Origin of the sequence: Acinetobacter rudis (assembly GCF_000829675.1) — a bacterium.
Lineage (GTDB): Bacteria > Pseudomonadota > Gammaproteobacteria > Pseudomonadales > Moraxellaceae > Acinetobacter > Acinetobacter rudis.
Genome location: NZ_BBRX01000022.1, coordinates 1 through 20874, shown reverse-complemented (window position 1 = coordinate 20874; position 20874 = coordinate 1). Strand labels below are relative to the sequence as shown.

The following is a 20874-nucleotide window of genomic DNA, read 5'->3' as shown; positions in this document are numbered from 1 at the left end:
CCGCCAGCGCGTTATAGGTTTAACCCATGCTTTATTCTCAATCTGATTTTTCTGCTGACGAATTTACACTTGATCATTTTGTCGGTAATACTCCTTTAGTCCGTCTACAACGTATGGCAAGTCATACTCAAGCCACTGTATTGGCTAAACTAGAGGGTAATAATCCTGCTGGTTCGGTAAAAGACCGTCCAGCTTATAACATGATTATGCAAGCAGAAAGGCGTGGTGAGATTCGTCCAGGTGATACACTCATTGAGGCGACGAGCGGTAATACAGGTATTGCTTTGGCAATGGTTGCCGCCATGCGTGGCTATAAAATTAAATTGATTATGCCAGACAACATGAGTCAGGAACGTAAGGACGCGATGCGTGCTTATGGGGCTGAGTTGATCGAAGTGACCAAACAGCAAGGCATGGAAGGTGCTCGTGATTTGGCTCTAGAGATGCAACAACAAGGTCAAGGTTTGGTGTTGAACCAGTTTGGTAATCCAGACAATGTACAAGCACACTATTTAACGACTGGTCCAGAAATTTGGCAACAAACAGCTGGGAAAATCACCCACTTTGTTAGCTCTATGGGAACTACGGGTACGATTATGGGGGTTTCAAAATACCTCAAAGAACAAAACCCTGACATTCAAGTGGTGGGTTTACAGCCTGAGGATGGCTCAAGTATTGCCGGTATTCGTCGTTGGCCTGAGGCATATTTACCGAGTATCTTTGATCGTAGTCGTGTTGATCAGATTATCGATATTCCGCAAATTGAAGCTGAAAAAACCATGCGTAAGATGGCCCGTGAAGAAGGTATTTTCGCTGGAACTTCATCAGGTGGTGCAGTATGGGCATCGATCTTGCTCGCAGAGCAAAACCCTGGTGCTGTGATTGCTTGTATTGTTTGTGACCGTGGTGATCGTTATTTATCTACTGGTTTATATTCTGTAGAAGACTGATGTACTGGGCTACACTTGGCGTGTGGCAAACAACAAAGATAGACATGGTGTAGCAGTATGCGTTTACCGATTTTGGTTTTTGATATTGAAACCTTAACTGACCTGAAAGTGGGTGCACATTTATATGGGCTTGATTTAGAACAAGCTGATTTAGAGCAAGCACTTGCTAAGCTACGTCGACAAGAGTCAGGTATGGATTTTCAGCGTATACCGCTGCATGAGATTGTCTGTATTTCTGGTCTTTGGATTGATGAAAACGGTACAATGCGATTGTTTTCCTTTAGCCAAGAGCACTATAGTGAAGCAGAAATCCTGAGTAAGTTCTTATCTATTTTTGATAAACGTGAACCAACTTTAGTGAGCTGGAACGGATCACAGTTTGATTTACCTGTGATTTTATTCCGTGCTATGTATCATGGTTTGAGTGCAACCAGCCTGTTCGATCAGGGTGAGAGTAATCAACAAAAACGTTATAATAACTACCAAAATCGTTATCACCAGCGTCATGTGGATCTGATGGATGTGATGGCGATGTTTAATGGCCGTAACTTTCAGAAACTTGATGATATTGCGCAAATGCTCGGTTATCCAGGCAAACGTGCAGAGTCTGGTTATTTTGTACCCGAGTATGTCAAACAGCAACAGTGGCAACAATTAACCAGTTACTGTGAGGGTGATGTACTCAATACTTGGTTAATTTATTTACGTTGGTTATTGCTCAAAGGGCAAATCCTCGTTACTGAACATCAAGCTTGGGTACAAGCCACAATTCAATATTTACACACACAACCACAGCAACAAACGTTCTTAGAGGTGTGGCGTGAAACTGCTCAACGAACAGCATTTAGCGCTGCTGATTTTCCCATTCAATCCAGTTAGGTTATTCCTTTGAAAGGTCGAGTTAAAACTCAAGCAACACAACTACCGAGCTATATATTTCAGGTTGAACGTTTGTCCCATGAGGGGCGAGGCATTGCTCGATATACAGAAAAATTTGAGCATCCAACTGAAAAGCATGGCAAAAATGTATTTATCACTCAAGCCTTACCCGGAGAAATGGTACGGGCGCAGTTGACACATCAAAGTAAAAAGTTAGATGAAGCACATTTGATTGAGTTACTCGGACCTGCAAGCCCTCAGCGAGTAGAACCCGTTTGCCCACATTTTGGTAAATGTGGTGGGTGTAATATGCAGCATATGTCAAGTGACATGCAAATTGAGCTAAAGCAGCAAACCTTACAGTCACATTTGCAGCATTTTGCTCAGTTGGCTCCTGAAGCTTGGTTGCCTGCACTACGTTCTCCTCGACTTGATTATCGTCATAAAGCTCGAATAGGCGTGCGCTATTTAGCTAAGCAACAACAACTGGTTATGGGTTTTCGTGAAGCACAAAGTAATCGTCTGACATCAATTAAGACCTGTAAAGTACTTGATCAAGAGCTTGATCAGGCTTTACCTGATTTACATCAGTTGTTAAAACAATTGTGTGGGCGTGCAGATATTGGTCATATCGAGTTGAGCAAAGGCGCAACTGAGGTTGCTTTACTGATTAGACATACAGCTGATTTGGTTGCAGCAGACATTCAAGCGTTACAGGACTTTGTAAAATCACGTCACTGGCAGTTGTATTTACAGCGTCACGATGCAGAGAGTGTCAAACGGGTGGATCAGCCACAGGCTGAAAGTCGTTTACACTATCGTTTGGGAGAGCAAGAACAGCAATTGGAGCTGGCTTTTCATCCCACAGATTTTATTCAGGTTAATCCTGCTGTAAATCAGAAAATGGTGAAGTTGGCATGTGAGTTGCTTGATTTAAAAGCAGGTGAATCTGTGCTGGATTTATTTTGTGGTTTAGGAAACTTTTCTTTACCGTTAGCACAGGCTGTAGGTGAGCATGGTCATGTTGTTGCCGTTGAAGGAAGTGAGGCGATGGTGCTACGTGGTGCTGAAAATGCAAAACGTAATAAAATCGGTAACTTAAAGTTTTATACACAAGATTTAACAAAAGACTTTTCTAAATTTTCTTGGGTAAATCAAGGGTTTGATGCATTATTGATTGACCCGCCTCGATCAGGTGCGGAGTTGGTGATGCATTACCTCCACCATTTCAATGCGAAACGAATCGTATATGTGTCGTGCAATCCTGCGACTTTAGCACGCGATGCTGGTATTTTAGTTAAGCACGGATATCAATTAAAAAAAGCAGGTGTGATTGATATGTTTACCCATACTGGTCATGTTGAATCAATTACTTTATTTGAAAAATTAACAACGCAGCCTGTATGAGGCGCGTTACATTGAGATTGGGTTGATAGGAGAAAGGGATGGTCACAGTACGTGAACTTTTACCTGCGCAACTGAGTGAGTTGGCAGAAGAAACGACTGTAGAACATGCCGTCGAAGCACAACAAGGCTTAATATCTTGGTTAGGTCGTGTTTGTGAAATTTTAGGCGAAAGTGAATTAAAGCAGTTGGCTGCGGCAGGTCAACTATTACTTGATAAAGAGCTGATGTCAGCACATCAGACCAATCGCAATCATCCTAATACCTTTGCTACTGGTTTAGGAATGGCCGATATTTTAGCCCACCTCCATGTTGATGAAACAACTTTAACCGCCGCAATTCTTTATCGTAGCGTCCGTGAAGAAATTATTTCTATGGATGAGATCTTAGAGAAATTTGGTGAGCAAGTTGCAAATCTGGTCAAAGGCACTTTGGCCATGGGTAAATTATCTGAACTGATCGAAAATAATAAGCGCCTTGAAGACCATTTTAATAATAACCAACGCGAACATTTGAGTGGCATTTATAAAATGCTCATTTCGGTGACCGAAGATGTGCGTGTGGTACTGATTAAACTGGCAGAACGTACTTATTCATTGCGTGAGCTGGCCAAATCACCGCGCGAACGTCAAGAACGTGTTGCGCGAGAAATCTTAACCATCTACTCACCACTGGCACATCGTCTTGGTATTGCCCAGTTAAAGTGGGAGCTTGAAGATTTAGCTTTTCGCTTTTTAGCCCCAGATCGTTATAAAGAAATTGCGTCTTTACTGAATGAAAAGCGTTTAGAGCGTGAACATTACATTCAATTTGTGGTGGATGAACTCAAAAATGAGTTAGCCAAGCATGGTATTGAAGCTGAGATCTCAGGACGAGTAAAACATATTTACTCGATCTATCGAAAAATGAAGAGTAAAAATCTGAGTTTTGATCAGCTTTATGATATTCGTGCTGTGCGTGTTTTGGTGAAAAGTGTACCTGAGTGTTATCACGCCTTGGGGATCGTACATCAGATCTGGCGACATATTCCGCATCAGTTTGACGACTATATTACTAACCCAAAACCGAATGGTTATCGCTCGTTACATACCGCGGTGATTGCTGAAAATAAGTCTTTAGAAATTCAAATTCGTACCCACGAAATGCACGAAGAAGCAGAGCTTGGTGTGTGTTCGCACTTTAACTATAAAGAAGGTGCGAAGAATACCGACTACTCATTCAATCATCGTTTGCACTCATTGCGTTCAGTGCTTGAGCATTATCAAGAGCGTAATGAAACCAGTGCTCATCCGAATGAGGATGAAACCGAAGATTTTGATCGTCTGCAAGATTTTGCTGGGTTTGAAAAGATTTATGTCTTTAGCCGTGATGGTGATATCAAGGAGTTGCCGCAAGGTTCAACGGTACTCGATTTTGCTTATCATGTGCATACTCAAGTGGGTAACAAATGCTACGCAGCACGTGTGAATCAGCGTTATGTTCCGCTGACCTATACTTTAAAAACAGGTGAGCAGGTCGAGATTTTAACCAAGAAAGATCGTGAACCTAACCGTGACTGGTTGGTGAACTCTTTGGGTTATATTAAAACACCGCGTGCACGTGACAAGTTACGTCATTGGTTTAGACAGCAAGACCGAAGTAAAAACCTTGAAGTTGGTCGTGAAATACTGACTAAAGAGTTAGCCCGTTTAGCAATTCATCCGAAGAGTATTGATTTAGGTGACTATTGTAGTCATTTTAATGTCAAAACTGGTGACGATATTTTGGTTGCACTGGTCAGTGGTGATATCAGTCTACATGCACTGATTAATCAAGTTAACCGTCATATGCATCCTGACTTGGATGAGCCTGAGTTGGTGTTAAAACCAACACTGAATCCGCGTGCAAGTCACACTTTATCTGCTCATGGTATTTTGATTGATGGGCTAGATAACGTAGAGTTGCATATTGCACAGTGTTGTCAGCCTGTTCATGGTGAACCAATCGCTGGATATATCACATTAAATCGTGGTGTGAGTATTCATAAGGTGGTTTGTTCTGATTATATTCGTATGATTGGACTAGAGCCTGAGCGTGCTGTTGAAGCAGATTGGGAAATGCAGCCGACTCGTGGTCAAAGTGTGCAGATTGTGGTGGAGGCTTATGACCGTCGCGGTTTACTCAAAGATTTAACACAGGTTATTTTTTCTGATCAGATTAATATTCGCCAAGTCAATACGATTTCAGAGTCTGACGGCATTGCCAATATGAAACTGCTGATTGAAGTTAAAGGTCTAGCACAGCTTTCTCGCTTATTGGCTCGTTTAGAGCAGCAACCGGGTATTATTTCTGCGCGTCGTTTAGTCCAAGGCGGCTAAGTCGAGTTAGATGGAAAAGGGCATCAGTTAATGATGCCTTTTTTTATGATTTTGGTTGAGATACTGATCATCAACGTTCAGGTTGAAATTTCCCCCATTGAAAAAATGAGAGTGTAAAAATGGCGATTGAACAACTACTTAAAATCATGCAGCAATTACGTGAACAATGTCCGTGGGATCAAGCACAAAATCCGCTAAGTTTGACACCTTATGCGATTGAAGAAGCCTATGAAGTAGAGCAGGCAATCCGTTCGGGTGATTTGGCTGCTATCCGTGAAGAGCTGGGTGATTTGCTGTTACAAGTCGTGTTTCAGTCACAGATGTATGCAGAGCAAGGTGCTTTTGATTTTAATGATGTGGTGCAGACTTTATCTGATAAGTTGATTCGCCGTCATCCGCATGTTTTTCAAGCAGAGCAGTTTAACTCGCTTACAGCAGCGCAAGTGAGTGAGCTATGGCAAAAAATTAAAGCAGAAGAAAAACAAGGCAAAGTTAGTTTGAGTCTTGATCAGGTCAAGTCTGGCCCAGCAATATTACAAGCAACTGAGATTCAAAAAGTAGCAGCCAAAGTTGGATTTGATTTTGCAGATGCGCAGCAGGCTTATGGAAAACTAGAAGAAGAGCTAGCAGAGTTGCAGGAGGCCATTGCTTTAGGTGATTCCGATGAGATACACAATGAATTGGGTGACTGTCTATTTTCATTGGTCAATGTTGGTCGTAAACTTAATCAATCGAGTGAGTCTGCATTACTTGCTACAGTCGCAAAGTTTAGACAACGTTATGCGTATATCGAGATTGAGGCACTAAAACAAAATAAAACCATTGAGCAACTCAGCCTAGAAGAAATGGAGCAGTTTTGGCAGCAAGCAAAGCAAGTTGAACTGCGCAGTTAACATATATATTTAAAGGGCAGATGCCTGCGATGACAACGGATCACTTGTTATACCTGTGCTTTTGGTGCTTCAGATCAATTTTTAGTGTGATCACATTTAGCTTTACATCATCTGTTTTTGCACAACAATTCGATCAGCAATACTTGATATGGAAACAACAGCAAAATGCGCACGATCTACGTTTAGAAAGTACTTTGACCCATCAGTCCGCAGAGGCAGTCATTAGCAAAAAGCTAGAGCCAAAACAGGCTCTGGCCACAACAGGTTTAAGTACAGCTTCGGAGAGGGTCAATATAAATCAAGCCAATGTCCAACAACTGCAAAAACTTAAAGGTGTGGGAGAGAAAAAAGCGCTTGCTATTATTGAGTATCGTCAACAGTATGGGTCCTTTAAACACATCGAGCAGTTAAAACAGGTGAAAGGCATTGGGGAAAGTATCTTTTTAAAGAATCAAACACAACTGGCACTTTAAGTGAACTTTCGAGCAAATTATAAAAGCTCAGCATGCTCTATCTTATTATTTTAGGTTCGGTTAAAGATTCAAATTGCCGTTTGATTGTGTAAGCGATATGATTGGCATAATTATTTTTTTACGTCCCGACGTGGGAGACAATGTCTTTTGCAAACTTTGCGTGCGTCAAAGTGTGGATTATCCACCGCTCAATTACCTTCTTCAATTTTAGATGTTATAGAAAGTTTAACTAAAGCAGGCTACGAAGCATATATTGTGGGTGGTGGCGTGCGTGATTCTATGTTGGGGTTAAAGCCAAAAGATTTTGATGCTGTCACCAATGCAACACCGTCACAAGTGAAAGAAGTTTTTGGTCGTCGTTGCCGTATTATTGGCCGTCGATTTGAACTCGCACATGTGTATGCTGGTCGAGAATTGATTGAGGTTGCTACTTTTCGTGCACCACCTAAAAAAGCAGTGACTTCTGCTTCGGGTATGATTTTACGTGACAATAATTGGGGAACGATTGAGCAAGATTTTGCTCGTCGAGATTTTTCAATCAATGCGATGTATTACCAACCACATAAAGGCATCGTACTTGATTTCTGTAATGCAGTTGACGATATAAAAAATAAAACGTTGCGTCTACTAGGTGATCCATTACTACGTTTCGAGGAAGATCCAGTACGTATGTTGCGTACTTTGCGTTTTGCGGCAAAATTGAATTTTAGTATTGCACCTGAGATTTTACAGGTGTTTCAGCCTGATCTGGCACGCTTACTTGGCGATGTATCACCGCACCGTCTTTACGATGAATCTCAAAAGTTGTTTACGATGGGGCATCTAGAACGTGTATTAGATATGCTGATTGAGTTTGGGGTGTGGAAACAGTTATTTGCTGATATTCCAGCACAACTTAGCCCATTTATGCGTCGTGCTGCAAAAAATACAGATCAACGTATTCAAATAGGTAAAACTATTAATCCTGCATTTTTCTATGCAGTGATGTTGTGGGAACCGTTCTTACAGCGTTGTGAGTTTTATCAGGGCCGAGGTATTAATCCGACTGAAGCACGTGCGCAAGCGGGCTTAGATGTGTTGAAACGTCAAGCAACCAGAACGATCATTCCTCGTTTTGCAGAGACGTTTATTCGTGAAGTTTGGGAAATGCAAAGTCGTTTGTTAAATCCTAAACCACAGCAAATTGAAGCCTTAGCTGGACATGCTCGCTTCCGTGCTGGATTTGACTTTATGTTGCTACGTGAAAAGTCAGGTGATGAGACAACTCAAGGCATGGCTGTTTGGTGGGATGCTTACCAAAACATGAGTATGGACGAAAAAGAAAGAGCGATTAGTGCTTATAATCGTCAACGTGCTAAATCTCGCCGTAAAGCAGCAGCTGAGGTCGAGCAAGATAAATCACCGTCTACGCAGATTGAGCCTCTGGTAAAAGAAACAGAAAGCAATGGGCGTCGTAGTCGTAAGCCTCGTGACTCTCAGAGTCGTAACCGGACACCAGATCGTACGCGTGGTGCACATTCGCAATCGAATCCAGATTTTGCAGATAAAAATGCAGTCAATACGGATCATCCAATTTTAAAGCGTAAACGTGTACAGCGTGATTTAAGCCAAGTGATTTTTGGGCCGACACAGTAATGAAGCAACAAACTTTTATTGGGTTGGGCAGTAACCTTGGAGATTCGCAACAGATCTTAAGTGATGCTGTACATAAGTTGGCAACATTGGGTGAAGTACGTGTATCTAAACTTTATCACAGCGCACCTATGGGGCCACAAGATCAGCCGCATTATCATAATGCAGTGGCTGAGCTTTATACCGAGCTTGAGCCCTTACAACTACTCGATCAATTACAAGCCTTTGAACAGCAATCTGGTCGTGTTCGTCTGCGTCATTGGGGCGAACGGACTTTGGATTTAGACCTGTTACTCTATGCAGATCAAGAAATTGAACATGAGCGTTTAGTCGTGCCACATGTCGGACTGATGTTGCGTGACTTCGTTTTGATGCCTTTACTTGATTTAGCGCCCAAGATGGTATTAAACGGTCAGCTTTTAGCGACGCTACCTGTTGTGAAGGCTTCTGAGTTAGAAGTCCTTGCAGATCAATCTTGGGTACAAGAGCCAACGGTGTAATACACAACATAGACCATTAGAGGGAAAATGTGATGATTAGTCTCAGCGATTTAAGACAATTCAAACAGCAAGGTCGAAAGTTTTCTTGTTTAACTTGCTATGATGCCAGTATGGCTCAAGTCATGGAACGCGCTGAAATTGATAGTATTTTAGTCGGTGACTCCTTGGGCATGGTGATCCAAGGGCATGATTCAACCCTACCTGTTACTGTTGCGGACATGGTTTATCACACTGCTGCGGTACGTCGTGGAAACCGTCATGCATTTTTAATGACGGATTTACCGTTTTTAAGTTATGCCAATGTTAATGACACCGTTGCCAATGCTAGAGCTGTGATGCAAGCAGGGGCACAGATGGTTAAGATTGAGGGCGGTGCTTGGTTGGCTGAATCAATTGAAGTATTAACACGTAATGGTGTACCTGTTTGTGTGCATTTAGGTCTTACTCCGCAGTCTGTACACGTATTTGGTGGTTATAAAGTTCAAGGTAAAACTCGCGCAGCTGCTGACCAATTGATTGCAGACTGTCAGGCAGTGGTTGCCGCTGGGGCAGCTATATTATTGTTAGAGTGCGTACCTGCTAAACTCGGTAAAGAAATTGCTGAAATGTTTAGCGATATTCCTGTCATTGGTATTGGTGCAGGTGCAGATACTGATGGTCAGGTCTTGGTCGTACAAGATATGTTGGGCCTAAATTTGGGTCATGTTGCTCGTTTTGTTCGAAACTTTATGCAAGAGCAGTCAGGTGCAAACGCGATTCATGACGCATTTAAAGCCTATCATCAAGCGGTACAAACAGCTGAGTTTCCAGCGATTGAACATACTTTTCAGGTTGAGCTTTAAACATGAAAACTGAAACCAGCATACAAGGTCTTTCTGCATCATTACAAACAGCACGTGCTGCACGTAAAGTGATTGGTTTTGTTGCAACAATGGGTAATTTACACGAAGGGCATATTAATTTAGTCCGTGAAGCACGTCGATTATGTGATGTCGTCGTGGTGAGTATCTTTGTCAATCCAACTCAATTTGGTCCAAATGAGGACTTTGACAATTATCCTCGTACCTTAGAGCAAGATAGTCATCTTTTGGCTGAGGCTGAATGTGATATATTATTTGCCCCTTCAGTTGAACAGATGTATGGCAGCCGACCACGTTTAACCAATATTCGTGTAGAAAAAATTACAGAAGATCTTTGTGGTTTACAGCGCCCAGGTCACTTTGATGGCGTCGCTTTAGTTGTAACTAAGTTGTTGAATATTGTGCAGCCAACTTATGCATTTTTTGGTGAAAAAGATTATCAACAATTGGCTGTGATCAGACAATTTGTCCAAGATTTAAGTATCCCTGTTGATATCATTGGTGTGCCGATTACGCGTGCAGCAGATGGTTTAGCTTTAAGTTCTCGTAACGGCTATTTGTCTGAGGAACAACGTAATACTGCGCCAATCATTTATCAGTTGTTGCAACAGGCTAAGGCTAAATTGCTACAAGGCGTAGCGCTGGATGTGGTCTTAAATGATGTGAAGCAAGGTCTTGATCAGGCTGGTTTCGTTGTTGACTATGTTGAAGCTCGAGCCACAAATTTATTGCATGTTGAAACTTTTGAGCAAGATGTTGTATTGTTTGTGGCGGCCAAACTCGGTAATACGCGTTTGATCGATAATTTGATGGTTAAATACTCAAAGTCAATTGGTTAGGATAATCTGCCATGAAGCGTATACTTATCGTTACAGGACAATCTGGTTCAGGAAAATCTTCTGCATTGCAGGTATTAGAAGATTTGGGTTATTACTGTATTGATAATTTACCTTTAGCATTGCTTCCCGAAATTGTTGGAAAACTTGATAAAGAAAACAATCTTGAGCAACTTGCTCTGGGAGTAGATGTCCGAAGTACTCAGGAAGATCTACAAGGTTTTGAGCAGGTTTTTCAGCAATTACAAAAACATGGTGCAGTGGATGTGATTTACTTGAGCACGCAAGATCAAGGTTTGATTTCGCGTTTTAGTGCTTCAAGACGACCGCATCCATTGTCGATGCGTTATCAGAGTCTCAATGAGTGTATTCAAGCAGAAAAAAATCTTTTGATGCCAATACAACTTAAAGCGACAGTACAGATTGATACTACAGACAAGTCAGTACATGATCTTAAGGATACTTTATTGACCAAGTTAGGGCAGTCAGATCGTTTGATTGTAATCCTACAGTCTTTTGGTTATAAGTACGGCATCCCTTTGGATGCTGATTTTGTGTTTGATGTGCGACATTTACCGAACCCACATTGGGATCTAGAGTTACGTAAATTTTCTGGTCTAGATCAACCTGTGGTTGAGTTTCTCTCTATGAGTGAAATTGCCAATGAAATGTTCGATGATATTTATCAGTTGTTGTTAAAGTGGTTGCCAACTTTTGCAGAGGGTCATCGTCACTATCTTACAGTGTCGATCGGCTGTACTGGTGGGCAGCACCGTTCAGTATATATGGTTGATCGGTTGACCAAAGCGCTTGCAAAAGATTGGCCGATCCAAGTTTTACATAGAGAAATGAAGCACTGGTCATGATTGACACTCAGATTGATGTAATAAATAAACTCGGTTTACATGCACGCGCATCTGGTCGTTTGATTGAAATCACCACCAAATTTCGTTCAACCATCCAAATTGGTAAAGGTGATAAATTGGTTGATGCCAAAAATATTCTTTCTTTATTGATGCTGGGGGCGGGCAAAGGGTCTACCTTGCGATTAGTCATCGAGGGTGTGGACGAAGAGCAAGCATTGCAAGAAGTACAAGCATTGTTTGCAGCAAAATTTTATGAGGCAGATTAATCGTGGCACGACGTCCGCAACAACGTTTTTCAGAAGATGATTATGAATCTTTGGAAGGACGTGCAAGTAAAACAGAACAAAAGAAGGCCGTACAGCGTATGGCAGCATTGGGTGAGCAATTAGCGAACTTATCTAAAAAGCAGATTCAGCAACTTCCAGTGGAAGAGCGTTTGATTGATGCGTTATTAGATGTTCAATTAATTACTTCTCATGAAGCGCGTCGTCGCCAATTTCAACGTATCGGTAAGTTATTACGTAATGAAGATGAAACTGTAATTTTATCTTATTTGACCCCGCAGCAAGGTTTAAAGAAAACTGCTCAATTGCAGCGCTGGGTTGATCGTATTATTGCACAAGGCGATCCGGTGATTAACGAATTTGCCAAGATGTACAATGCTACAGAGCGTCATACGTTACGCCAGCACTTGTTGCGTGTACATCGTGATATGAGTCAGCAGGCAGATGAAGAGCAAATTGCAGCGTCTAAGTTGAAGTTATTTAACTATGTACAGCAAGTGGCTTTGATTTCAGATAACACTTAATCAAAGTCATAGTGATCACAAAAAATCCGGCATTGCCGGATTTTTTTGTTATTCAAACTGATCTTACTGCGCTGTTGCATCAAAATTACGCTGTGCCCATTCTCTTAAGATGAATTTTTGCAATTTACCCGTCGAGGTTTTGGGTATTTCAGTAATAATGACCTCTTTAGGTACTTTAAAGCGTGCTAAGTGTTTTTGACAAAACTCAATCACTTCTTCTGGTGTGGTGGTGGTTTCTGGCTTAAGCTCTATATAAGCACAAGGTACTTCTTGCCAACGTAAATCAGGTTTGGCAACTACAGCAGCAGTCATAATTGCTGGATGCGTATAGAGAACATCTTCGACCTCTAATGAGGAAATGTTTTCTCCACCTGAAATAATAATATCTTTAGAGCGGTCCATAATTTTGGCATAACCATCAGGCTGGCAAACTGCCAAGTCACCTGTGTGGAACCAACCCCCTTTAAATGCTTCGGCCGTTGCTTGTGGGTTTTTGAGATAGCCCTTCATCACGATATTGCCACGGAACATAATTTCTCCCATGGTTGTGCCATCATTAGGCACAGGCTGCATGGTCTCTGGATCGAGTACACGCATACCATCTTGTAATGGATATGGAACTCCTTGACGTGAATGCAATTGAGCTTGTTCTTGAATAGACAGTTCACTCCAGCCCGCTTGAGAAGCACAGAGTGCAGAAGGTCCATAGGTTTCAGTGAGGCCATAAACATGGTTCACTTGTATACCAATATGATGCATACCTTCAATGATTGCAGCAGGTGGCGCAGCACCAGCAACCATAACTTCAACATGATGTTTAAATCGGATTTGTTGATGTTTTGGGGTGTTGATCAGCATGGAAAGTACAATAGGAGCGCCGCAGAAATAATCAACTTTATGTAGTTCAATGAGTTGATAAACTAAAGCTGAGTCGACTTTTCTAAGGCAAATATTGGTGCCGCCATTTGCAGCAATCGTCCAAGCAAAGCACCAGCCATTGCAGTGAAAGAGTGGGAGTGTCCATAAATATTTAGCACGGGGTGTCATACCGCAAGCAATAATATTACTGGCCGCATTAATATAAGCACCACGATGATGATAAACCACCCCTTTAGGATTACCCGTGGTCCCTGAAGTATAGTTGAGGCTGATTGCATCCCATTCATCTTGGGGGAGATGCCATTCATAATTTTCGTCACCTGTAGCAATCCAGTCTTCATATTCAATTTGCCCAATGCGAGCTGTAATCGCATGATGTTCATATTCACTATCAGCCACATCAATGATATAAATTTCATGTGAAACTAGATCGACAGCTTCTTGGGCTAATGCTGCAAATTCTGGATCAACTAAAAGGACTTTGGTTTCAGCATGTTCTAGCATGAAGCCTAGCGTTTTAGCATCAAGTCGAGTGTTGAGCGTGTTGAGCACTGCACCAGCCATAGGAACTGCAAAATGTGCTTCGATCATGGCTGGAATATTGGGAAGTAATACCGATACCGTATCATTTTTACCTATACCTAATTGCTCCAGTTGATGGGCAAATTGACGACAACGTCGATAAGTATCGCGCCAGCTAATGCGGCGTGAGCCATGAATAATGGCATCTTGATCTGGGTATATATAAGCTGCACGTTCTAAATAACGTAGTGGTGAAAGTGCAACAAAATTGGCGGGATTACGTTCTAGCGCGTCATATGCACTCATTTAATTAACTCCATTTAATTATTTTTTGCTGATACTAAGATATTCAGTTCAAATCTATCTTGCATTTATGCTTTAGTCGAGTACTGATCGGATATTAATAAAAGATAATGGTAAAAATAAATAATGTAATATAACAAAAGTTATTTTTGTGTATTGAAGACAAGTTTCAATAAATCAACAAAATACTGACTTGAAAAGCTATTTATAAAATTTATAGAAGTATTATAATTCTGACTAGTTTAATAGACTTTCTTTAAGGGAGTTCAGAGGTGCAGCATTATGCTTCTTAATCAGTTACTGCAACTACCAAGTCCTGTAGGTAAGTTGGAGTTATTACATCAGTTTGCTACCTCTTTATCTCAATATCAAATTGATTTAAAAGATGTTCCTGAATTAATCGCCATCGTGACAGATGCCAAGCTGTATTATGGTAGTGACCGAGAATTTTTCTCTATGTATTATGCTCTGTATGCTTTAGGAGCACTAAAACAGGTTGAAGAGTGCCCCAAAATCGTGATGCATTTAAATCGCATGAATGCAGATGATGAATGGGTTTCAAATTATATTCGTGTATTTGAAATGATGGGTGAGCAGGTTATACCTTATTTAATCCAAGCATGTCGTCATATTAAATTAGACTTGTTGTTTGTATTGACCGAAAGTCTAGCCAAACTTGCGATTCAGTATCCAGCATACCGCGAGCAGGTTCTACAAACTTTTGATGAAATTTTATTTCGAGTAAAAAATTATATTGCTTGTGATGATTTATCTATATCTGTTGAGAGCTCAATATTAATCGGTTGGCTGGATATGAAAGCAATTGAACGAATTGAAGTGATTCGTGAAATCGTGAAAAGTCATCAAATGGGCAAGCATATTACTCTTCAAATAGATGCACTTATTAATGAGAGTCAGTTTAAAGCAATTTAATACAATGCATTAAGTTAAGAGTTCAGACGATCAAAATGAAGGCTTGCCTTCATTTTTTGTATTTAAATATGTATCTAATATAAAACAATTAAAATATGTATATTTACTTAATGAGATATAGAGATTATTGCGAAGTTTAAATTATTTTATAAATGGTGCTAGCTAAATATACATTCAAAGGTTTATTAATCGGGACGAAGCGTGTAAAATTTGGGCTTACGTTATTTCCACCGTTTTTATTTTGGGGTTAATCCTCGATCATAATCTCGCGGTGATATGCTCTTGAGTATGGGGCATCACTCCTTAAGGATTTTTTTATGCCAATTATCACATTGCCGAATGGCGACCAAAAAAGTTTCGATCAAGCTGTATCTGTATTAGATGTAGCCAAAAGTATAGGACCGGGACTTGCTAAAAACACGGTTGCTGGGCGTGTTAATGATCGTTTAGTAGACGCTTGCGAGTTGATTAGTGAAGACGCAACACTACAAATTATTACCCCGAAAGACGCTGAAGGTGTTGAAATTATTCGCCACTCTTGTGCTCACTTAGTGGGTCATGCAGTTAAGCAATTGTTTCCTGAAGCTAAAATGGTAATCGGACCTGTTATTGAAGAAGGGTTCTATTACGATATTTGGATGCCAAAACCATTTACCTTAGATGATATGGCTGCTATTGAAGCACGCATGAAGCAATTGATTGATCAAGACTACGATGTCATTAAGAAAATGACGCCTCGTGCTGAAGTGATCAAATTATTTACTGAACGTGGTGAAGACTATAAATTACGTTTGGTTGAAGATATGCCAGACGAGCAAGCGATGGGCTTGTACTTCCATCAAGAATATGTCGACATGTGCCGTGGCCCACATGTACCAAATACGAAATTTTTAAAGTCATTTAAATTGACTAAAATTTCAGGTGCATACTGGCGCGGTGATGCCAAAAATGAACAGTTGCAACGTATTTATGGTACGGCTTGGGCGGATAAAAAAGAATTAGCTGCTTATATCAAACGAATTGAAGAAGCCGAAAAACGCGATCATCGTAAGATCGGTAAAGCACTTGACTTGTTCCATATGCAAGAAGAAGCACCTGGTATGGTGTTCTGGCATGCTAATGGTTGGACGATTTATCAAGTACTTGAGCAGTATATGCGTAAAGTACAACAAGACAATGGCTACCAAGAGATCCGTACTCCACAAGTTGTTGATTTAACCTTGTGGAAAAAGTCTGGTCATGCAGAAAACTATGCAGAAAATATGTTTACAACACATTCAGAAAGTCGTGAATATGCTGTAAAACCAATGAACTGCCCATGTCATGTACAAGTCTTTAACCAAGGTTTGAAATCTTACCGTGAGTTGCCTATTCGTTTGGCAGAGTTTGGTTCTTGTCATCGTAATGAACCGTCTGGTTCTCTTCACGGAATTATGCGTGTACGTGGCTTTACTCAAGATGATGCACACATTTTCTGTACTAAAGATCAAATCGCGGAAGAAGTGGCGAAGTTCATTCAGTTAACACTCGATGTGTATCGTGACTTTGGTTTTGAAGAAGTACAAATGAAACTCTCAACACGCCCAGAAAAGCGTGTGGGCAGTGAAGATATGTGGGATACTGCTGAAAAAGCACTTGCAGATGCATTGGATGCCGCAGGTTTACCATGGGAATTACAACCAGGTGAAGGTGCATTCTATGGTCCTAAGATTGAATTCTCTCTGAAAGACTGTCTAGGTCGTGTATGGCAATGTGGTACGATCCAGTGTGATCCAAACATGCCAGAGCGTTTAGATGCTACATTTGTAACTGAAGATAATGATCGTGACTATCCTGTAATGTTGCACCGTGCAATTCTTGGAAGTTTTGAGCGTTTTATTGGTATACTTATTGAACATTACGCTGGCTTTATGCCGCCATGGTTGGCACCAGTTCAAACATGTGTCATGAATATCACCGATTCTCAGTCTGCTGCTTGTGAACAAGTGGTCGCAAAACTCAAAGAAAATGGAATTCGCGCCATTTCAGACTTGAGAAATGAGAAGATCGGCTTTAAGATTCGTGAGCGTACATTAGAGCGCATTCCTTATCTGGTTGTACTTGGTGATCGGGAAGTAGAAGAAGGTACGTTAAACGTTCGTACCCGCTCTGGAAAAAATTTAGGGACTATGTCAGTAGATGCCTTTATTGACCTAGTAAATGTCGCCGTTGCCGAACGTGGCCGGTATATTGTGGAGTAAGAAAGATTAAACAGCCTGAACGTAACCAACAACAAGGTGCGAAAAGCAATCGTCCTGCGCTTAATGATGAGATCCGTGCAAAAGAGGTACGCCTCGTTGCTGCAGATGGTGAGCAGAGAGGTATTGTTTCATTAGCTGAGGCTTTACGCGCTGCAGAAGAAGTTGATTTAGACTTGGTTGAGATTGTTGCTAATGCTGAACCACCTGTTTGTAAGATCATGGATTTTAACAAGCATTTGTTCGATTTAAAGCAAAAGCAAAAAGATGCCAAGAAGAAACAGCATCAAGTGCAAGTGAAAGAGATTAAGTTGCGCCCTGGTACTGATGTTGGGGATTACAATGTGAAGCTGCGTGCTATTCTTCGTTTCTTAGAAGAAGGCAACAAAGTCAAAATTACTCTGCGCTTCCGTGGCCGTGAAATGGCTCACCAACAGCTTGGTTTGGCTCAATTACAAAAAATTGAAGCTGATGTGGCTGAGTTTGGTGCAGTTGAACAAGCGCCAAAAATGGAAGGTCGCCAAATGGGTATGTTACTTGGACCGAAAAAGAAAAAGTAAATACCTCTATAAAAAAGCATCGCAAACGCGGTGCTTTTTTTATTGTTTAAATTTGATAAGCTGCTTAATTCGACCTACAACACATAGGAAAAATCATGACTTTTAAGAGCAATAATCCAGAGTTGGCGCAGGCAAATCAGAAAGTTGTCGCAGAAGGCGAGTATCTACCAGAGGTTCAGCTCAAAGATGGAAGTCGTGTGCAAACAGGTACGGTTGCGACGATGTTGGTGAATATTCAACGTTATAACGCAGGTGAACGCGGTGGGGTTGAACAAGAATTACAACTTGCGATTCCAACATTGGTAAAAGTCGGATTATTTGATTTGTTTCAAGTCGATGAGTGGATCTCGGGCAGTAATCTAGGTCGACGTTATGTAGGTTTATGTGCACAAGCTTATTTTCGTGATAGCGAAAAATAAATTTGTTTGTCGCTTAACAATCCAATATAAAAACACTGCGTTGCATGCGGAATGTAATGTGGCAATTTTTGAAAGAAAGATGTATATAAATAGAGCGTCTTATTATTAGGTTAAACTATGATTGATTTGTATTATTGGGGCACACCAAATGGTCGTAAAATATCAATAGCCCTTGAAGAAATGGGTTTAGAGTATCATCTTTACCCAATTAATATTATGGAAAATGATCAGTTTCAAGCTGACTTTTTAAAAATATCACCAAACAATAAAATCCCTGCCATTGTTGATCAGAATGGTCCAAATAATCAGCCAATTTCAATTTTTGAGTCAGGTGCAATACTTCAATACTTAGGCCGAAAGACAGGTTTGTTTTATCCCAATGATGAACAAGCACGGGTTGAGGTGGAGCAATGGTTAATGTGGCAAATGGGTGGTTTTGGTCCAATGCTTGGGCAAAATCATCACTTCAGTAAATTTGCTCCTGAGCGCATTGCCTATGCAACTGACCGTTATGTGAGTGAAACCAAACGATTGTATGGTGTACTCAATCAGCAGTTGATTGGGCAAGATTATGTTGCGGGTGAGTACTCAATTGCTGATATGGCAATTTTCCCTTGGATTATTACTCATCATTGGCAGCAGATTGATCTAGAGGATTACCCACAAGTCAAAGCATACTTTGAGCGTATTAAAGCTCGACCAGCTGTACTGAGAGCACTTGCAATTCAGGTATAAACGAAGAATATTACGCGCTAATGTCTTATTTAATTTTATTTAGCAGCGCATTTTTATCGGCAACATTATTACCGCTTCAATCAGAAGCGGTTTTAGTTGCACTATTGCTTCAAGAAAAGTATTGGGTAAGTTTGTTACTGCTTTCGGCTAGTGTTGGCAATATATTAGGCTCTTGCGTCAACTGGTACTTGGGAATCAAGATTGAACAATATAAAGATCGTAAGTGGTTTCCAGTTTCACAGAAAAATATGCTCAAAGCAGAGAAAATTTATCAAAAATATGGTTATTGGTCTTTACTGTTGAGTTGGCTACCTGTCATTGGTGATCCAATTACCTTGATTGCGGGTTTGTTAAAAGAAAATTTTGCTCGATTTTTATTGATCGTGAGTCTAGCTAAGGTGGGGCGTTATCTCTTCGTCTATTGGGTGGTCTTGGGTGTGATTTAATCCGCTTAAAGTTATTTAGTTAGAGGTTAGTTATAAACAAATAATAGACCAATAAAGTTTTCAGTGAAGTGAGTAAGTGCTTTTGTTTTGTTCGCATATAGATTAGAATACTGCCTCCCTTACCTGCAGGTCGTGGTTGCAATGGTGCACACGTGCCGAACAGGTGCTTAAAGAGGTTGTTATGGCAAAGTTAAAAACTCGCCGTGGTGCAGCTAAGCGTTTCAAAGCGACTGCAAACGGTTTCAAGCGTAAACAAGCGTTTAAACGCCACATTTTGACCAAAAAATCTGCTAAGCGTATCCGTCAATTGCGCGGCTGTGTAATGGTTCACGTAAGTGACGTTGCTTCAGTTCGTCGTATGTGCCCATACATCTAAGGAGATTATAAATGGCTCGTGTAAAACGTGGTGTACAGGCTCATCGCCGTCATAAAAAAATTCTTGCTCGTGCTAAAGGTTACTATGGCGCGCGTTCACGTGTTTATCGTGTAGCGTTCCAAGCGGTAATTAAAGCAGGTCAATATGCTTACCGTGACCGTCGTCAAAAGAAACGTCAATTCCGTGCTCTATGGATTGCTCGTATCAACGCTGGTGCGCGTCAAAATGGCTTATCTTATAGCCGTATGATTGCTGGCTTGAAAAAAGCTCAAGTAATCATCGACCGTCGTGTACTTGCTGATATCGCGATGCATGATTCTGTAGCATTTGCTGCTCTTGCTGAAACAGCAAAAGGCGCTTTAGCTGCTTAATCATCATTGATGATAGAAAGAAGATCGCGAAAGCGATCTTTTTTTTGTGTTGATTTTTATCGTCACGATCAGGAGAGAGTCAAAATACAGATAGGTTTAGGATAAGGAGCAAATATAATTGAAACGAATTAATGTCGTTGGAACCTCAGCTTCAGGTAAAAGTACCTTATCTAAAAAGTTAGCTGAAAAATTACAACTGACTTACATTGAATTGGACAATTTATTTTGGTTGGATGACTGGCAGGAGTGTCCTGATCATGAGTTTTTAAAAAAAATTCAGCAACATATTGATGCATCGCCTGATGGGTGGGTGATTGATGGAAACTATACGCGAAGTACATCGGTAAAATGGAAGGACGTAGACACGGTCATTTGGTTGGATTTGCCATTTCATTTAAACTTGTATCAATCTATTCATCGAACTATGGCACGTTTAATTTTTAAAAAGATACTTTGGCAAGACTCGAATAACACTGAAAAATTTTCTAAGTTGTTAAGTCGTGATTCTATCATTTGGTGGATGATCAAAACCTATCGAGAGAATCGTGGTAAATATCTTGCGATGATGCAGCATCCAGATTATGCCCATATTCAATTTATTCGTATACGTAAAAGACGAGATATAGAAAATTTAT

The 20874-nt window shown here is 40.8% G+C and carries 23 protein-coding genes; 22 read left to right on the top strand and 1 reads right to left on the bottom strand.

Going from position 1 to position 20874, the window contains the following annotated elements; genetic code table 11:
* Positions 1-26 precede the first annotated feature (26 nt).
* From cysM to yjgA, 13 genes are all read left to right on the top strand, one after another.
* Complete coding sequence (cysM, locus tag Aru01_RS05635) at positions 27-950, top strand: cysteine synthase CysM (RefSeq protein ID WP_016657435.1); 924 nt, start codon at positions 27-29, stop codon at positions 948-950.
* 57 nt (positions 951-1007) lie between these two features.
* Positions 1008-1829, top strand: coding sequence for a 3'-5' exonuclease (locus Aru01_RS05630; RefSeq protein ID WP_016657434.1), 822 nt, complete (start codon positions 1008-1010; stop codon positions 1827-1829).
* A 9-nt stretch (positions 1830-1838) separates the two neighbouring features.
* Positions 1839-3236: a 23S rRNA (uracil(1939)-C(5))-methyltransferase RlmD gene (rlmD, locus tag Aru01_RS05625; protein ID WP_016657433.1), complete on the top strand. Its 1398-nt coding sequence runs from the start codon at positions 1839-1841 to the stop codon at positions 3234-3236.
* A gap of 38 nt (positions 3237-3274) precedes the next feature.
* A complete protein-coding gene (locus tag Aru01_RS05620; RefSeq protein ID WP_016657432.1) occupies positions 3275-5590 on the top strand; it encodes a RelA/SpoT family protein in 2316 nt (771 codons plus the stop codon).
* A 125-nt stretch (positions 5591-5715) separates the two neighbouring features.
* A complete protein-coding gene (gene mazG / locus Aru01_RS05615; RefSeq protein ID WP_040331435.1) occupies positions 5716-6483 on the top strand; it encodes a nucleoside triphosphate pyrophosphohydrolase in 768 nt (255 codons plus the stop codon).
* A 29-nt stretch (positions 6484-6512) separates the two neighbouring features.
* Positions 6513-6956 carry a ComEA family DNA-binding protein gene (locus tag Aru01_RS05610; protein WP_016657430.1) on the top strand — a complete coding sequence of 148 codons (444 nt, stop codon included), beginning with the start codon at positions 6513-6515 and terminating at the stop codon, positions 6954-6956.
* A gap of 147 nt (positions 6957-7103) precedes the next feature.
* Positions 7104-8591, top strand: a complete 1488-nt coding sequence (gene pcnB, locus Aru01_RS05605; RefSeq protein WP_016657429.1) for a polynucleotide adenylyltransferase PcnB — start codon at positions 7104-7106, stop codon at positions 8589-8591.
* Complete coding sequence (folK, locus tag Aru01_RS05600; protein WP_016657428.1) at positions 8591-9088, top strand: 2-amino-4-hydroxy-6-hydroxymethyldihydropteridine diphosphokinase; 498 nt, start codon at positions 8591-8593, stop codon at positions 9086-9088. Before pcnB ends, folK begins: the two co-directional genes overlap by 1 nt.
* A gap of 32 nt (positions 9089-9120) precedes the next feature.
* Positions 9121-9930 (top strand): 3-methyl-2-oxobutanoate hydroxymethyltransferase, encoded by an 810-nt coding sequence (panB, locus tag Aru01_RS05595; RefSeq protein WP_016657427.1) that lies wholly within the window; start codon positions 9121-9123, stop codon positions 9928-9930.
* A gap of 2 nt (positions 9931-9932) precedes the next feature.
* Complete coding sequence (panC, locus tag Aru01_RS05590) at positions 9933-10787, top strand: pantoate--beta-alanine ligase (RefSeq protein WP_016657426.1); 855 nt, start codon at positions 9933-9935, stop codon at positions 10785-10787.
* Between the two features lie 11 nt (positions 10788-10798).
* A complete protein-coding gene (gene rapZ / locus Aru01_RS05585; RefSeq protein WP_016657425.1) occupies positions 10799-11650 on the top strand; it encodes an RNase adapter RapZ in 852 nt (283 codons plus the stop codon).
* Complete coding sequence (locus tag Aru01_RS05580; RefSeq protein ID WP_016657424.1) at positions 11647-11916, top strand: HPr family phosphocarrier protein; 270 nt, start codon at positions 11647-11649, stop codon at positions 11914-11916. The genes rapZ and Aru01_RS05580 overlap by 4 nt, the downstream gene beginning before the upstream one ends.
* Before the next feature lie 2 nt (positions 11917-11918).
* Positions 11919-12458 carry a ribosome biogenesis factor YjgA gene (gene yjgA / locus Aru01_RS05575; protein ID WP_016657423.1) on the top strand — a complete coding sequence of 180 codons (540 nt, stop codon included), beginning with the start codon at positions 11919-11921 and terminating at the stop codon, positions 12456-12458.
* A 63-nt stretch (positions 12459-12521) separates the two neighbouring features.
* On the opposite strand, the gene Aru01_RS05570 is transcribed toward yjgA, so the two are convergent.
* A complete protein-coding gene (locus tag Aru01_RS05570; protein ID WP_016657422.1) occupies positions 12522-14165 on the bottom strand; it encodes an acyl-CoA synthetase in 1644 nt (547 codons plus the stop codon).
* A 279-nt stretch (positions 14166-14444) separates the two neighbouring features.
* On the opposite strand from Aru01_RS05570, the gene Aru01_RS05565 reads away from it, so the two are divergent.
* The 9 genes from Aru01_RS05565 to Aru01_RS05525 form a co-directional block, all read left to right on the top strand.
* Positions 14445-15095 (top strand): hypothetical protein, encoded by a 651-nt coding sequence (locus Aru01_RS05565; protein ID WP_016657421.1) that lies wholly within the window; start codon positions 14445-14447, stop codon positions 15093-15095.
* A 317-nt stretch (positions 15096-15412) separates the two neighbouring features.
* On the top strand, positions 15413-17335 hold the full coding sequence (gene thrS, locus Aru01_RS05560) for a threonine--tRNA ligase (RefSeq protein WP_016657420.1): 1923 nt from the start codon (positions 15413-15415) through the stop codon (positions 17333-17335).
* Positions 17336-17340: 5 nt separating this feature from the next.
* On the top strand, positions 17341-17892 hold the full coding sequence (gene infC, locus Aru01_RS05555) for a translation initiation factor IF-3 (RefSeq protein ID WP_042111204.1): 552 nt from the start codon (positions 17341-17343) through the stop codon (positions 17890-17892).
* 95 nt (positions 17893-17987) lie between these two features.
* Positions 17988-18311 carry a DUF7709 family protein gene (locus tag Aru01_RS05550; RefSeq protein WP_016657418.1) on the top strand — a complete coding sequence of 108 codons (324 nt, stop codon included), beginning with the start codon at positions 17988-17990 and terminating at the stop codon, positions 18309-18311.
* A 117-nt stretch (positions 18312-18428) separates the two neighbouring features.
* Positions 18429-19046: a glutathione S-transferase N-terminal domain-containing protein gene (locus tag Aru01_RS05545; protein WP_016657417.1), complete on the top strand. Its 618-nt coding sequence runs from the start codon at positions 18429-18431 to the stop codon at positions 19044-19046.
* A gap of 20 nt (positions 19047-19066) precedes the next feature.
* A complete protein-coding gene (locus tag Aru01_RS05540) occupies positions 19067-19492 on the top strand; it encodes a YqaA family protein (RefSeq protein ID WP_016657416.1) in 426 nt (141 codons plus the stop codon).
* A 181-nt stretch (positions 19493-19673) separates the two neighbouring features.
* Entirely contained in the window at positions 19674-19868 is a 195-nt protein-coding gene (gene rpmI / locus Aru01_RS05535; protein ID WP_001096359.1) for a 50S ribosomal protein L35, read from the top strand.
* A gap of 11 nt (positions 19869-19879) precedes the next feature.
* Entirely contained in the window at positions 19880-20239 is a 360-nt protein-coding gene (rplT, locus tag Aru01_RS05530; RefSeq protein ID WP_016657415.1) for a 50S ribosomal protein L20, read from the top strand.
* 118 nt (positions 20240-20357) lie between these two features.
* A partial coding sequence (locus Aru01_RS05525) for a P-loop NTPase family protein (protein WP_042111201.1) occupies positions 20358-20874 on the top strand: 517 nt, incomplete at its 3' end.

Bases quoted from the DNA above. Each gene is read 5' to 3' on its own strand.
- cysM (WP_016657435.1), top strand. From the start codon at position 27: ATGCTTTATTCTCAATCTGATTTTTCTGCTGACGAATTTACACTTGAT.
- Aru01_RS05630 (WP_016657434.1), top strand. From the start codon at position 1,008: ATGCGTTTACCGATTTTGGTTTTTGATATTGAAACCTTAACTGACCTG.
- Aru01_RS05620 (WP_016657432.1), top strand. From the start codon at position 3,275: ATGGTCACAGTACGTGAACTTTTACCTGCGCAACTGAGTGAGTTGGCA.
- Aru01_RS05610 (WP_016657430.1), top strand. From the start codon at position 6,513: ATGACAACGGATCACTTGTTATACCTGTGCTTTTGGTGCTTCAGATCA.
- folK (WP_016657428.1), top strand. From the start codon at position 8,591: ATGAAGCAACAAACTTTTATTGGGTTGGGCAGTAACCTTGGAGATTCG.
- panB (WP_016657427.1), top strand. From the start codon at position 9,121: ATGATTAGTCTCAGCGATTTAAGACAATTCAAACAGCAAGGTCGAAAG.
- panC (WP_016657426.1), top strand. From the start codon at position 9,933: ATGAAAACTGAAACCAGCATACAAGGTCTTTCTGCATCATTACAAACA.
- rapZ (WP_016657425.1), top strand. From the start codon at position 10,799: ATGAAGCGTATACTTATCGTTACAGGACAATCTGGTTCAGGAAAATCT.
- Aru01_RS05580 (WP_016657424.1), top strand. From the start codon at position 11,647: ATGATTGACACTCAGATTGATGTAATAAATAAACTCGGTTTACATGCA.
- Aru01_RS05570 (WP_016657422.1), bottom strand. From the start codon at position 14,165: ATGAGTGCATATGACGCGCTAGAACGTAATCCCGCCAATTTTGTTGCA.
- Aru01_RS05565 (WP_016657421.1), top strand. From the start codon at position 14,445: ATGCTTCTTAATCAGTTACTGCAACTACCAAGTCCTGTAGGTAAGTTG.
- thrS (WP_016657420.1), top strand. From the start codon at position 15,413: ATGCCAATTATCACATTGCCGAATGGCGACCAAAAAAGTTTCGATCAA.
- Aru01_RS05550 (WP_016657418.1), top strand. From the start codon at position 17,988: ATGACTTTTAAGAGCAATAATCCAGAGTTGGCGCAGGCAAATCAGAAA.
- Aru01_RS05545 (WP_016657417.1), top strand. From the start codon at position 18,429: ATGATTGATTTGTATTATTGGGGCACACCAAATGGTCGTAAAATATCA.
- Aru01_RS05540 (WP_016657416.1), top strand. From the start codon at position 19,067: ATGTCTTATTTAATTTTATTTAGCAGCGCATTTTTATCGGCAACATTA.
- rpmI (WP_001096359.1), top strand. From the start codon at position 19,674: ATGGCAAAGTTAAAAACTCGCCGTGGTGCAGCTAAGCGTTTCAAAGCG.
- rplT (WP_016657415.1), top strand. From the start codon at position 19,880: ATGGCTCGTGTAAAACGTGGTGTACAGGCTCATCGCCGTCATAAAAAA.